We start from the raw sequence: 13,562 nt of genomic DNA, 5'->3' as shown, positions 1-13,562 counted from the left end.
TCTGGATACGCACACAAATGAGTAGAAGGTTGCAGGAGAGAAGCTGGCTGGCTGTGCTGATATTAACCAGCACTGCATACGGATCAGTCGCAGCTCAAGAGACAACAGCTCCTGCTATCTACACTGGCTTGTGCCCCATCCCAGCGCCACTGTTGAGTCAACCGATCCAACCATTCGAGAATCTGCCTGCTGAAGCCATTGGTGTGCGTGCAGACGGCGCAGACATTGACTCAGAAACGCAACTGGCTTCGTATTTCGGTAATGTTGAAGTGCATTATGGCGCGCAGCAGTTACGCACCGAAAATGCCCAAATAAACCAAGAAACGGGCAATATTAATGCCAGCGGCGCCACCCAATTTACCGATGGGTATGTGCAAGTTCAAAGTGAAAACTTTCGTCTCAACTCCGGTGAAAACCGTGCCTATTTGAGCGGTGCTCGCTATCAAATGAGTGGCGCAGGCGCGCGCGGCCGAGCAGATGTTTTGTCGATTTCTCCTGCCGAAGTACTGCTGGAAGGCTCGACCTTTACGACGTGCCCCGAAGAAGAGCCCGCTTGGCAATTGAGTGCTGAAACCATTGCGATTAGCGAAAACGAAGCGTTCGGTGAGGCATGGAATGCAAAGTTTGAGTTGTTTGGTGTGCCCGTTTTATGGGTTCCATATCTTAATTTCCCGGTAACCGATGAACGTAAGTCAGGTTTCCTATTCCCGACCATTCGCTCATCACAGAAAAACGGCTTTGAGGTTGAAATACCTTATTACTTCAATATTGCACCCAATATGGACGCAACGCTTGCGCCGCGGTACATGGCAGAGCGTGGTTTGCAATTGCAGGGTGAATATCGCTATTTAAGCCAGCAAGGTGGCGGTGAATTTAACCTCGCATATTTGAATGAAGACGACAGCTTACCCACCGATAATTCGCGCTTTTTATGGCGGGTCGAGCACGAGCAACAGTGGAGCGAGCAGTGGCGCTCTTATGTGAATGCCATCGGAGTGAGTGACGACGATTATCTGAATGACATTGGCAGTGATTTTGCCGGTCGTGCGGATGCGCAATTGTATCGTCAAGTGCAAGCCAACTACCTTACCGATGATTGGCAAGTGACCATTCGTGCAGAAGATTTCGAGCTACTCGGTAATTTCCGCTCACCTTATCGAACGCTGCCACAAGCGAGTAGTTTCTACACTTTTACTGATGACATTGGGCTTGAATACTCACTGTTCTCAGAACTCAGCCATTTTCGTAACCAAGACGTCAGCAGTGACTATGCGACCCGAATCCATCTTGAGCCACAGGTTAAGTTTGCGGTTGAACGCCCCGCGTACGACTGGCTAGCGGAAGTCGGTTATTCGTACACGCGCTACGATCAACAAGCCAACACATTCGATGGTCGAGAAGAAAATCCTGATCGCGGTTTACCGACGGTGCGGTGGCGTGGACGCCTCAACCTCGAACGTGACTTTGAATGGAATGGCACCGATTATCATCAAACCCTGCAACCTCAGGTGCAATATTTGTATGTACCCTTTCGCGATCAAACTGGCATTGGCATTTATGACTCCACCATCATGCAAGACGATTATCGCGGCCTCTTTCGCGCACGTCGCTTTACCGGTCTAGACCGAATTGCAGATGCCAACCAAGTGACCGTAGGTGCTAGTAGCAGTATCTTTGATGCGCAAGCAAGAGAACTTGCACGCATTAGTTTGGCGCAAATTTATTACTTTGAGGATAGTCGCACCCAGCTGTTCGATGATAGCAGCGCCGTGATGACAAATCGTTCGGATATCGCACTCGAAACACGGTTCCGTTTGAGTGATAGTTGGTTTTTTAATAGCGCAGTTCAATACGATATGGAACTCAATCGTACTCAGAAGAGTCAGACTGCACTGGAATATCGCAAAGATGATATGAATCTAGTTCAGTTCAGTCATCGTAACGTGACCAACATTCTCGATGACAATATTGAACAGCTTGGTTTTCAAGCCGTGGTTGAGTTAACGCCACGTTGGCAAATGGCGTCGAATTGGTATTACGATTTGCAAAACAAGCGCAGTAATGATGCCCTATTGGCATTACAATACAGCGATTGTTGTTGGGCAGTTCGCTTCAGTGCGTATCGCCGAATCAATCGAAATGTTGAACAACAGCTGATCGATCCGATTGCAAACGCGCCGGAATTCGACAACGGAATTAGTGTACAATTTATTATAAAAGGGCTCGGCAGCGATGACCGGAGTTTGCTCGATATGCTTGAGCAAAGCCTGTTTGGCTATCGCCACCCCTTCCATTTAAGTAACTAGGTAGTATTCATGAAACAACTTTATGTTCTGCTGTGCGCAGCCATTATCGGCTTCACCAGTGTTACCGCGTCAGCACAAGAGCTCGATCGAGTCGCCGTCATCGTTAATGACGGTGTGGTACTGGAGAGTGAAGTACAACAAATGCTGACCCAGGTGAAGCAAAATGCTCAACGCGAGAATATGAGCTTGCCCGCTGATGAAGTGTTGCGGGTGCAAGCCATTGATCGTTTGGTGCTACGTGAACTGCAACTGCAGATGGCGCGACGGATGGGTATTGAAGTCAGTGACGCGCAATTGCAAGCAACTCTGAACAGCATTGCTCAAGACTCCGGCGTGACTATCGATCAAATGCGCGAGCAAATTGCCAGTGACGGTATGAGTTGGGATAACTATCGCGAATCAGTTCGCCGCGAAATGATCACAGGGCAAGTGCAGCGGAACGCAGTACAGCAACGTGTCTATGTATCACCGCAAGAGATTAATAACCTTACCAAAATGATAAGCGACATGTCTGAGCAAGAGGTCGAATATCGCCTCAGTCACATTCTGATTGGCGTTCGCGATGGTGCGAGCAGTGCAGAAACCCAAGAAGCCCGTGAGCGTGCTGAGCAAGTCTTAGAGCGCCTGCGCAACGGTGCAGACTTTGCTGAAGCAGCTATCACTACATCATCTGGCAGCACCGCCCTAGAAGGGGGTGATTTAGGCTGGATGAACATTAACGCGATGCCAACTTTGTTTGCTGAAGTTGTGCGTGACAAGCGCAAAGGCGAATTAGTCGGCCCTTTGAAAAGTGGCGTGGGTTTTCACATTTTGAAAGTTGCCGATACCCGTGGTATCGAGTCGGTCGAAGTTGAGGAAGTGAATGCTCGTCATATTTTGATTCAACCGTCGATTATTCTTTCCGATAAACGTGCTGAAGAAATGCTGCAAGGCTATCGCCAACAAATCATGAATGGTGAAGCGACCTTTGCTGATTTGGCTCGCGAACATTCAGCTGATCCAGGTTCAGCTGCCGATGGTGGTAATTTGGGTTGGAACGAGCCAAATATTTTCGCCGATGCATTCCGTCGGGTCGTCGAAACGGCACCTGTGGGTGAAATAAGCGCACCGTTTAAATCGGAATTCGGCTGGCATATTGTTGAAGTTCTGGATCGCCGCACTCAGGATGCGACAGAACGCAGCCAACAGAATCGTGCGTATCAAATGTTGTTCAGTCGCAAGTACCAAGAAGAACTTGAGAATTGGCAGCAGGAAATTCGCGACCAAGCCTATATTGAACAGGTCGGTGAATGAAAATAGCGCGGATTGCGTTTACGCCGGGTGAACCGGCAGGCATCGGCCCCGACATCATCATCATGCTGGCACAACAAGCGTGGCCTTGCGAATTGGTGGTGATTGCGGACCCTGCTCTACTTGAATCACGTGCGGCAACCCTCGGGTTGCCGTTGCGTCTTTTGCCCTACCAAGCACACCAACAACCGCAAGCCCAAGCCGCTGGAACGCTGACTATTGCGCCCGAGACCATGGCAGTATCCTGTCAAGCTGGTCAATTGAACAGTGCGAATAGCGCTTATGTGGTTGCCACCTTAACCCGGGCTGGGTCAGGTTGTCTCACCGGTGAATTTGATGCCGTCGTCACCGGTCCTGTGCACAAGGGCGTCATCAATGACGCTGGCATTGCTTTTAGCGGCCACACTGAATTTTTTCAACAGCAAGCAGACGTCCCACAAGTGGTCATGATGCTCGCCACTGCTGGACTTCGTGTCGCACTGGTAACCACCCATTTGCCATTGCTAGCGGTTCCGGCGGCCATTACGCACACGAAGGTCTTGTCGGTGTTGCGCATTGTTCACCACGACTTAAAACACAAATTTGGCATTGCCGAGCCACGTCTTCTCGTCTGCGGTTTAAATCCGCATGCAGGTGAAAGTGGGCACTTGGGTCGAGAAGAAATCGAGGTCATTGAACCAGCGATTCAAGAAGCGCAAACTGAAGGAATGAATGCCAGCGGTCCATGGCCTGCGGACACGGTTTTTCAACCGCATTACATCGACCATGCCGATGCGGTTGTGGCAATGTATCATGACCAAGGTTTACCGGTGCTAAAATACAAAGGCTTCGGACAAGCAGTAAATATCACGTTAGGATTACCCTACGTGCGCACCTCAGTCGACCACGGCACCGCATTGGATCGCGCCGGAACATCGACTATCGACATTGGCAGCGCCCAAGTTGCGCTAGAAACTGCCCTAGCCATGGTGAATGCATGAGTAAAACGCATTTAGGCCACCGCGCACGAAAGCGCTTTGGTCAAAACTTCCTCCACGATACTTTTGTCATCAACGATATTGTGGACGCCATCAACCCCATGCCAGGTGAGCATCTCATCGAGATTGGTCCCGGCTTGGCGGCACTGACCGAGCCGGTCTGTGAACGCATTGACCACCTTACGGTAGTCGAGCTAGACCGCGACCTTGCGGACCGACTTGAGCGTCATCCGTTTTTATCGAAAAAGTTAGCGGTGCATCGTGGTGATGCCCTCAAAACCGATTTCCGCCAGTTCGTTCGTGACGATCAACCGTTGCGAGTATTCGGGAACTTGCCTTATAACATTTCCACACCGCTGATCTTTCACCTGCTTGAGCATCTTGAAGTCATTCAAGACATGCATTTTATGCTGCAGAAAGAAGTGGTCGAGCGGCTTGCTGCAGAACATGGCAGTAAGGCTTACGGCCGGATCAGTGTGAGTGTGCAACAAGCGTGTGCCGTTGAATTTGTGCTCTTGGTACCACCAGATGCATTTACACCACCACCGAAAGTTGAATCTGCGGTGGTTCGTTTAGTTCCATACAAAGAGTCACCGTATCCTGTGCATGATCGCAAAGCTCTGCACACCATTTGTCTGATGGCCTTTAATCAACGCCGGAAAACCATCCGGAATAATTTAAAGTCGATTATGTCTGATGACCAATTACGAGCGCTGGATATCGACCCTGATGCTCGTCCCGAGACGCTCTCAGTAGCGGATTTTTGTCGCCTTGCAAATTGGTATTTTGAGAATGAACCACATCGAGATTGACGTCAAAACGCAGTATCTAAACGCCCAATCCGTGCCGTCCGAAGGACAGTATGTTTTCGCCTATACCATCACCATCACGAATAATGGTGAACACCCAGTGCAACTCCTGAATCGGTCATGGCAAATTACGGATGCTGATCACAAAATTACCCGAGTAGCCGGTGATGGCGTGGTAGGTCAGCAGCCTAAAATTGCGGCTGGCGAGAGCTTCACGTATACCAGTGGAACGGTGATTGCGACACCGCTGGGCATGATGCATGGCCATTACGGCATGGTCACTCATACGGGCGATCAGTTTATTGTCGAAATCCCGTCGTTCCGACTCGCTGTTCCGAATATTCTGCACTAAGGTCGCGCCATGGCAAGGTATCTGGTAGGCGATGTTCAGGGCTGTCGAGCCGAGCTCGATAGCTTGCTAGAGCGCGTCAGCTTTAATCCTCGCCACGATGAACTGTGGTGTGTGGGTGACTTGGTGGCACGCGGCCAAGATTCACTCGGTTGTTGGCAACTGGTACGCCAACTCGGCAACAGTTTCAAAATGACGTTGGGCAATCACGACCTTAACCTATTGGCCATTCTACTTGGTCAACGAGAGGCCAATCCCAAAGATAAATTAGCCCTGCTCCTCGACCAATCAGTCGCCGATCGCGATGCTTTAATTGAATGGCTGTGTCGGCAACCTCTGCTGCGTCAAGATTACGACTGTGTTATGAGTCATGCTGGTATCTACCCGTGGTGGACAGCGGCTCAGGCAGCAACATACGCCCGCGAAGTTGAAGAGCTCTTAAAAAGCGCCAGCGCGGCTGAGTTAGAAGTCTTTCTGAGTGACATGTACGGAAACTCTCCGGCTTGTTGGCAGGATGACCTATCTGGTTCCGAGCGCTATCGTTTTATCATCAACGCGTTTACCCGGATGCGGTTTTGTACCAGCGACGGTGCGCTCGACCTGAAAGCCAAGATGGCTCCCAGTGCCGGTGATAAGCCGGAACATCTTATCCCTTGGTTCGAACTCTGGCCGGTTACTGAGCAAACATTAATCTTTGGTCATTGGGCGGCATTAATGGGTGAAACTGGGCGTGATGATGTGATTGGTCTCGACACAGGGTGTGTCTGGGGTGAGCACTTAACCTTGATGCGCTGGCCGGAGCGACGCTTCGAGCAGCAATCAGCATTGCCACCCGAAACGACCTAAAATAAGCAGTTACTTGCCTAACTTACGCGAGTGTAATTCGCGCGAACTTGCGTTTACCGACCTGATAAACCGCCGTTGAACCAGCTTCTACGAGCAGTCGCGTATCATCCACTTTCTCGCCATCAATTTTGACTGCGCCTTGTTTGATCATACGCATCGCATCTGAGGTCGACGCCACTAAATCTGCCGCTTTGAGGAGATTTGCGATAGCCATTGAGCCGTCGTCACTCGACAGTGTCAATTCCGGCATTTCATCTGGAATCGCATTTTTACTGAAGCGCTGAATAAAGTCTTGCTCGGCAGCATCCGCAGCCGCTTCATCATGGAAACGCGCAATGAGCTCTTTGGCGAGCAAGACTTTGTAATCGCGAGGATTAGCACCTGCCGCGATTGCCTGCTTGAAGCCAGCAATCTCGTCTAATGGACGGAAGCTCAACAACTCATAGTAACGCCACATGAGTTCATCAGAAACCGACATCACCTTGCCAAACATATCGTTAGCAGGCTCAGTAATGCCAATGTAGTTGCCCAGCGACTTCGACATCTTCTGCACGCCATCGAGGCCTTCAAGCAATGGCATCATCATGACGGTTTGTGGGCGTTGGCCTTCGTCTTTCTGCAGCTCACGACCCATCAACAGATTGAAGCGCTGATCCGTCCCGCCTAACTCGACGTCAGCTTGCAACGCAACAGAGTCCCACCCTTGTACTAACGGATACAAGAACTCATGAATGGCAATCGGTTGACCGCCTGCATAACGCTTTTTGAAATCATCGCGCTCTAACATCCGCGCGACAGTTTGTTGTGCCGCCAATTTGATCATTCCAGCGGCACCAAGATCGGTCATCCACTCAGAATTAAACCGAATTTCGGTTTTGGCCGGATCGAGAATTTTGAACACTTGTTCTTTGTAGGTTTGTGCGTTTTTCAGCACATCTTCGCGCGTCAGTGGCTTGCGCGTGACATTTTTTCCAGTCGGATCACCAATCATGCCGGTGAAATCACCAATTAAGAAGATGACCTTGTGACCGAAGTCCTGAAAGGCCTTCATCTTATTGATAAGGACGGTATGTCCGAGGTGCAAATCAGGCGCAGTTGGATCGAAACCAGCCTTAATAACCAATGGTTTACCGCTCGAAAGTTTATCTTTTAGCTCATCGGCAAGAAGTATTTCTTCCGTGCCTCGCGCCAACTCTGCGAACGCATCCGCCACTGCCATTGTCATAGTCTCGTTTCTCCTGACCTACAGAATCTTGGTGTAAACGCAGCATTGTATGGTAAAGCAACTGGAAAATCAGCACACTTCGTATTATTCTGCGGTCAGAATAAAAGATAATTTGTGCGCTAACTAGATGGAATAGTATGAAGTCAGTTCCTCGACAACTCGCAGCGACAGCAGCGCGGCGCGCTACTTCGCTGGTGAAACAATTACCACGTCGACACCAAGTGTTGCTCGCCGCGGTATGCTCGTTCACGCTTTTGTTTCTGTTTATTCCAACAGAACCTGCGAGTGCCTCCAAACAAACAACCGACCCACTGATTCCGACCCAAGAGCTCATGCTCGGGCAACGTTACCAGTTGGAATTGAAGTTGCCAGAGGCAAAACCTGAGGCTCCCGCCGAAACAGAGATGACTGACATTGAGTTAGTGCCTGACCCTGTAGCAACTTTAAACGATATTAAATGGACCGGCTACGAAGTTCGTAGTGGGGATAGCTTAGCGCTGATCTTTGATCGCATGGGCTTAACCCCACAGCAACTCTATCAAGTAACGCGTGACCCTCAGGGTGAAAAGACTCTGCGCAAGATTCATCCTGGTGACACCCTCCGATTCGCGCGCAACGAAGCGGGCGATTTAGTGCAGCTTGCCTACCAATTGAATCCTATCGAAACGCTGATTATGACCAAGACCACAGCGGGTTATGTCAGCGAAGTGGAAAGTAAGTCGATAGAAGTCCGCGAAAGCTTTGCGCACGCAACTATCAAGTCGAATTTTTGGAACGCAGCCATTGATGCAGGCATGAACGAAAGCCAAATCATGGCACTCGCCGATATGTTCGGTTGGGATATCGATTTCGCCCTCGATATTCGCTCGGGTGATGAGTTCAGCGTGCTCTATGAGAAGCGTTACGCAGACGGAGATTTTGTCGGGTATGGCCGCATTTTAGCCGCAGAATTTGTGAATCGTAGTAAGTCGTTCGTCGCCATACTCCATGACAATGGCGATTACTACACGGCCGACGGTCGCGCGATGCGTAAGTCGTTCCTACGGTCACCGGTGAAATTTACGTATATCAGTTCCAGCTTCAACCCACGTCGCATGCACCCGGTCACCGGTCAGGTGCGCCCGCACAACGGCATTGATTATGCGGCCAATGTGGGAACGCCGGTGATGTCCTCTGGCGACGGTAAAGTCATTGCCAGTGCTTATAACAACCTCAATGGTAACTATGTGTTCATCCAGCACGGCGAACGCTACGTCACCAAGTACTTACACCTCAGTAAGCGCCTCGTGAAAAACGGTCAACGGGTCCGCCAGGGCGATCTGATTGGTCGAGTTGGTGCGACGGGTCGAGTCACTGGCGCGCACTTGCATTACGAGTTTTTGGTAGATGGTGTGCACCGCAATCCGCGGACGGTCGAACTCCCGCAAGCTGAAGCTTTGGCGAAAACAGAAATGCCGCGCTTCAAAGAAATTGCGGACCAACGGATGGCGCTGCTGCAGGATAACAAACGCGTTCTCCTCGCGATGAATTAAGACGATGACAGCGCGTTATCTTGGACTCATGTCAGGCACCAGTATGGATGGCCTTGATATTGTTCTTGCTGAGTTTGTTCCGCGACCTGAATTACTTGCTCACCAACACTTTCCTTTACCTGCCGAGCTTGCGGTTCAACTGGACGCATTGACTCGTCCACAAGCCAATGAGATGCATCTGGTGGCACAGCTTGACCGCCAATTTGCCGAGTTTTGCGCAGACTGCGTCCTCACCTTTCTGGCTGAGAACAATATCGCGATGGATTCCATCCGCGCTATCGGTAGTCACGGCCAAACTATTCGTCATGCACCCGAAGCCGCGACACCCTATACCGTGCAGATTGGTGATCCCAATACACTAGCCGCACTAACAGGTATTGATGTCGTCGCTGATTTTCGACGCAAAGATATAGCCTTAGGTGGCCAAGGGGCTCCGTTAGTACCCGCCGTGCATCACACACTGTTTGCACAACCGAACGAGGCTCGTGTGGTGCTCAATTTGGGAGGCATTGCCAACCTAACCTGGCTCCCAGGTCAAGCGACCGACGTCTTAGGTTTTGATACTGGCCCTGCCAACACACTGCTCGATTTTTGGTGGCAAGCGCAGCATCCGAATGCATCGACAACCTACGACGTCGACGGTGCGTTTGCTCAGCAAGGAACTGTACTAGCTGACGTGTTAGAACGGTTACTAGCCGATCCGTTTTTCTCACAGCCACCACCGAAAAGCACCGGGCGCGATTATTTCCATTTGGGGTGGTTGCAGCAACGGGTGGCAAATCTCGATACTTATGCGCCAGCAGACATACAACGGACACTCGTGGAGCTGACAGCGGTCACCGTGGCGCAGGCCATGACCCATTGGTTACCGGCTCGCCCGCAGCAAGTCTTCCTTGCCGGAGGCGGTGCCTTTAATCCGGTTTTGGTGGAGGCATTGCATCAGCACCTAACGGACAGTCAGGTGCAATCTATTGCGGAGCTAGGCATGCACCCGCAACACCTCGAAGCCTTTGCGTTTGCGTGGTTGGCTCATGCCTATCTGGAAAAGATTCCGGGGAATTTACCTGCAGTAACCGGAGCCCGCCGCAGCGCGGTGCTGGGCGGACTCTACTCGGCACTCTAATCCTTTCTAATGCTTTCCGTAACGACTAAGACTCGATTTGAGCGAATGCATCGCGGGTAAGATTTTCGTTGTTACCGTTCTCACCGACGACAATACTATCCTCAATACGCACGCCACCATACGGACGCAACTCGTCAATTCGCTGCCAGTTAAAGTCATTATTTCCAGCAAAGTCTTCGAGCAATTGGTCGACCACATACAAGCCAGGCTCGATTGTGAATACCTGTCCTACCTCGACGTCGCGGAGTAAGCGTAAGAAAGGATGGCGCGGATCACGATCAAACATATCGCCGCGATCGTTGCGCTGATGGCCACCCACATCATGCACTTGCAAGCCAATAAAATGACCTAAGCCGTGCGGGAAGAATGGGCTGCTATAGCCTTGCTCATAAATGCTTTCAGCACTGCCTTTGACCAATTCAAAGTCACTCAGAATTTGCGCGATCTTGAGGTGCTGTGACACATGGAGTTGGTAGTAATTGATACCCGGTTTAATTTCGCTCAAGAGATCTTGTTGAGCTTGGTCAACAGCGTTGATCAGATCAGCAAAAAAACCGTCTGTCCGAGCATAAGTTCGAGTAATGTCAGCACAGTAGCCACGATAGAGCGCGCCAGCATCAATCAAAAATGAGCGGGATTCTTGCGGTGCTTGAGTTTGATAAACGTCGTAATGCAACACCGCACCATGTTCATTCAACGCGACAATGCTGTTGTAAGGAACTTCGGATTCACGAAAGTTGATAGCAGCCAAATACGCTGCATGAATTTCCAACTCGCTCTTGCCTGCAAAAAAAGCATCGCGCGCAGCATTATGAGCGGTCGCTGCAAGCACGTTTGCCTGCCGCATGTTTTCCACTTCCCAACTGGTCTTGATAGCCCGGTGAAAGTGCAAATGATCGATCAAAGCTTGTGGATTCACAGCTGCTGTTTTCCAGCTTGCCACAGGCTCTGCAAAGTTCTCACCTAAAAAGGCTGCGCGCTCAAGCTTACTGCCTAGGTAACTGGCGATTTTTTCTGGTGCATCAACGACCACTAATTCGACATGGTTTTGCCATTCTTCATGTGGAACTTCAACATGGGCATGCCAGAAGTCACGCGGCTGATGTAAGAATACGATAGGTTTTGAGCCAGGCTCGTAGTAAACCGCACTTTTCGGGCTTTGAATCACCGGAACCCAGTATTTGAACAACGGGTTTACTTTGTAGGGCGCTGGATTGTCGTCGAGAAACGCGACTCGAGGTTGGCCAGCATAGACAAGAGCTGAATCAAAACCACTTGCGGCAAGTGCCGCATCGAAACGCGCCTGAACGGTCGCAATATGCTGTGCGTAAGAACTCATGAATGACCTCGCATCGCTAGACTAAGATGATGATCATCTTACCTTAACTGGTACGCGAACTCACCCTTTGCGAGCGGGAAGATTAGACGGCGAAACTCGCTCCACAACCGCAGGTGGTGGTTGCATTCGGGTTATCGACAAAGAAGCGTGCGCCTTGCAAACCTTCTTCGTAACTGACGATACCGCCAACAAGGTATTGCAGACTCATAGGATCAACCACAAGCATCACGCCATTTTTTTCAATTTCAGTGTCACCCGGATTCACTTTTTCATCAAACGTGAAGCCATACTGGAAGCCCGAGCAGCCGCCACCGGTGACGTAGACCCGAAGTTTCAATTCAGGGTTCTCTTCATCGGCAATGAGAGTTTTTACTTTATTCGCTGCCGCTTCAGTAAATTGAATGGGCATTGCTTGTGCTGCTGCAGTCATAATCTTTGGTACCTCTTAGTGACGGTGCCTATTTTCGCTTACCTGAGTAAAAGGGTCAAGTATTGTCCACTGGGAGTTCATCTTCACTGACAGGTGGTGAAAGTTCACGTGCGCCCTCAGCAGGCTTCAACAACTGGTTCCAATAAAAGCTCTTGCTCAGTTGTTGATTGCTGCCACCAGACACGGTCACCTCAACATCAATGCGCTCTGGCAGGAAGTTCTCTGGCAGCACAAAGTCACCGGCTTGGACCGTAAAATAGCGCATGCTGAATTGCTGTTCGGAGTCTGTGAGATTGGCTAACGCATGCAAATCAAACGATTGCGCATCGCCCGCTTCAGACCGACCACTCAAACGAATCGATACGCGGCCTTTGGTCAAACTGCGTTGGCGCTCCATTTGCACCACGGCTAATCGGAAATGGTAATGCCCTTCGGTACGATTCGGTTGCAGCTCAAAGGAATCAATCACAACACCACTGGCTTCCATTTCTGGCGCCATAATTTTCTGATAGAAGGTCAATTCGCGCCTCAGCGCAAAGTTTTCATCCTGCGCTGAGAGCAATTCTTGCTGCAGGCTTTGCGTTGCCGCTTTTTCAATACCTAATTCGACACTCGCCATGTGTTGTTGGTAGTCGAACACTTCGGCACGTTCATACAGACTATCCACTTGCGTTTCGAGCTGCGCCACTTGGTCCTGCAACACAAAGACATGCCAGTTCCCGGCGAGGTAGCCTACCAGCGCACCGATAGCCAAGGTACCGGCAATCACAACCCACTGCATGCGCCGCGTGAGCGTGGCCAAATCTGGAATTTTACGGCTTGCTTTCATTGTGAATTCGCTTCCCTTACACTGCTAGCTTGCTGCGTAACTTAATGGGATTCGACACGAATGGCAATCTTATGGTTCAAAGCCTTACACCTCATTTTCATGGTGGCTTGGTTTGCCGGTATATTTTATCTGCCGCGTCTGTTCGTGTATCACGCACAAACCGAGTCTAATGACGTTGACGCTCAGCTTAAAGTTATGGAGCGGCGACTACTCTATTTTGTGACACCTTTTGCCATTCTGACGTTGGTATTTGGGTTGCTATTGATTCACGCCTACGGCATGGCGTGGCTGCAAGCTAGCGGTTGGATGCAAGTCAAGTTAGTGCTGGTCGCGGGACTCTACGCTTATCATGCCTACTGTTTTAAACTATTGGCTGACTTCAAGCATAACCGCAATCGCCGCAGCCATAAATTCTATCGGGTATTCAATGAGGTGCCCGTGTTAGCGCTATTCGCAATCATTTTACTCGCGGTGCTCAAACCGTTTTAAGCGCGCTGTAGAATCTGC

At 50.4% G+C, this 13,562-nt stretch carries 13 protein-coding genes; 9 read left to right on the top strand and 4 right to left on the bottom strand.

Annotation, left to right across the window (positions count from 1 at the left end; genetic code table 11):
- Window positions 1–17 precede the first annotated feature (17 nt).
- The 6 genes from ACN0S4_RS12065 to ACN0S4_RS12040 are packed head-to-tail and all read left to right on the top strand — an operon-like array spanning window position 18 to window position 6,577.
- Entirely contained in the window at window positions 18–2,306 is a 2,289-nt protein-coding gene (locus ACN0S4_RS12065) for an LPS-assembly protein LptD (RefSeq protein WP_417657925.1), read from the top strand.
- A 9-nt stretch (window positions 2,307–2,315) separates the two neighbouring features.
- On the top strand, window positions 2,316–3,599 hold the full coding sequence (gene surA / locus ACN0S4_RS12060) for a peptidylprolyl isomerase SurA (RefSeq protein WP_417657924.1): 1,284 nt from the start codon (window positions 2,316–2,318) through the stop codon (window positions 3,597–3,599).
- A complete protein-coding gene (pdxA, locus tag ACN0S4_RS12055) occupies window positions 3,596–4,576 on the top strand; it encodes a 4-hydroxythreonine-4-phosphate dehydrogenase PdxA (protein ID WP_417657923.1) in 981 nt (326 codons plus the stop codon). Before surA ends, pdxA begins: the two co-directional genes overlap by 4 nt.
- Window positions 4,573–5,385 (top strand): 16S rRNA (adenine(1518)-N(6)/adenine(1519)-N(6))-dimethyltransferase RsmA, encoded by an 813-nt coding sequence (gene rsmA, locus ACN0S4_RS12050; RefSeq protein WP_417657922.1) that lies wholly within the window; start codon window positions 4,573–4,575, stop codon window positions 5,383–5,385. Before pdxA ends, rsmA begins: the two co-directional genes overlap by 4 nt.
- Window positions 5,366–5,734, top strand: coding sequence for a Co2+/Mg2+ efflux protein ApaG (apaG, locus tag ACN0S4_RS12045; RefSeq protein ID WP_417657921.1), 369 nt, complete (start codon window positions 5,366–5,368; stop codon window positions 5,732–5,734). Before rsmA ends, apaG begins: the two co-directional genes overlap by 20 nt.
- A 9-nt stretch (window positions 5,735–5,743) precedes the next feature.
- On the top strand, window positions 5,744–6,577 hold the full coding sequence (locus ACN0S4_RS12040; protein ID WP_417657920.1) for a symmetrical bis(5'-nucleosyl)-tetraphosphatase: 834 nt from the start codon (window positions 5,744–5,746) through the stop codon (window positions 6,575–6,577).
- A gap of 22 nt (window positions 6,578–6,599) precedes the next feature.
- Here ACN0S4_RS12040 and tyrS read toward each other — a convergent pair whose 3' ends face one another.
- Window positions 6,600–7,796, bottom strand: coding sequence for a tyrosine--tRNA ligase (gene tyrS, locus ACN0S4_RS12035; RefSeq protein WP_417657944.1), 1,197 nt, complete (start codon window positions 7,794–7,796; stop codon window positions 6,600–6,602).
- A gap of 143 nt (window positions 7,797–7,939) precedes the next feature.
- Here tyrS and ACN0S4_RS12030 point away from each other — a divergent pair, with 143 nt between their 5' ends.
- Both ACN0S4_RS12030 and ACN0S4_RS12025 read left to right on the top strand, forming a co-directional pair.
- Window positions 7,940–9,334: a peptidoglycan DD-metalloendopeptidase family protein gene (locus tag ACN0S4_RS12030; RefSeq protein WP_417657919.1), complete on the top strand. Its 1,395-nt coding sequence runs from the start codon at window positions 7,940–7,942 to the stop codon at window positions 9,332–9,334.
- A 4-nt stretch (window positions 9,335–9,338) separates the two neighbouring features.
- Window positions 9,339–10,457: an anhydro-N-acetylmuramic acid kinase gene (locus ACN0S4_RS12025; RefSeq protein WP_417657918.1), complete on the top strand. Its 1,119-nt coding sequence runs from the start codon at window positions 9,339–9,341 to the stop codon at window positions 10,455–10,457.
- Window positions 10,458–10,482: 25 nt separating this feature from the next.
- Here ACN0S4_RS12025 and pepQ read toward each other — a convergent pair whose 3' ends face one another.
- The 3 genes from pepQ to ACN0S4_RS12010 form a co-directional block, all read right to left on the bottom strand.
- Complete coding sequence (pepQ, locus tag ACN0S4_RS12020; protein WP_417657917.1) at window positions 10,483–11,796, bottom strand: Xaa-Pro dipeptidase; 1,314 nt, start codon at window positions 11,794–11,796, stop codon at window positions 10,483–10,485.
- A gap of 82 nt (window positions 11,797–11,878) precedes the next feature.
- A complete protein-coding gene (erpA, locus tag ACN0S4_RS12015; protein ID WP_417657943.1) occupies window positions 11,879–12,229 on the bottom strand; it encodes an iron-sulfur cluster insertion protein ErpA in 351 nt (116 codons plus the stop codon).
- A 52-nt stretch (window positions 12,230–12,281) separates the two neighbouring features.
- Entirely contained in the window at window positions 12,282–13,055 is a 774-nt protein-coding gene (locus ACN0S4_RS12010) for a DUF6776 family protein (RefSeq protein WP_417657916.1), read from the bottom strand.
- A 60-nt stretch (window positions 13,056–13,115) separates the two neighbouring features.
- Between ACN0S4_RS12010 and hemJ the strand changes: the two genes are divergently transcribed.
- Window positions 13,116–13,544, top strand: a complete 429-nt coding sequence (gene hemJ / locus ACN0S4_RS12005) for a protoporphyrinogen oxidase HemJ (protein ID WP_417657915.1) — start codon at window positions 13,116–13,118, stop codon at window positions 13,542–13,544.
- Window positions 13,545–13,562: the final 18 nt, after the last annotated feature.

The sequence above is a fragment of the Pseudidiomarina aestuarii genome (assembly GCF_048263735.1).
In the GTDB taxonomy this organism is placed as follows: Bacteria; Pseudomonadota; Gammaproteobacteria; order Enterobacterales; family Alteromonadaceae; genus Pseudidiomarina; species Pseudidiomarina aestuarii_B.
Note: the sequence above shows the minus strand (reverse complement) of the source record. Positions and strands in the feature narration are given on the sequence as shown.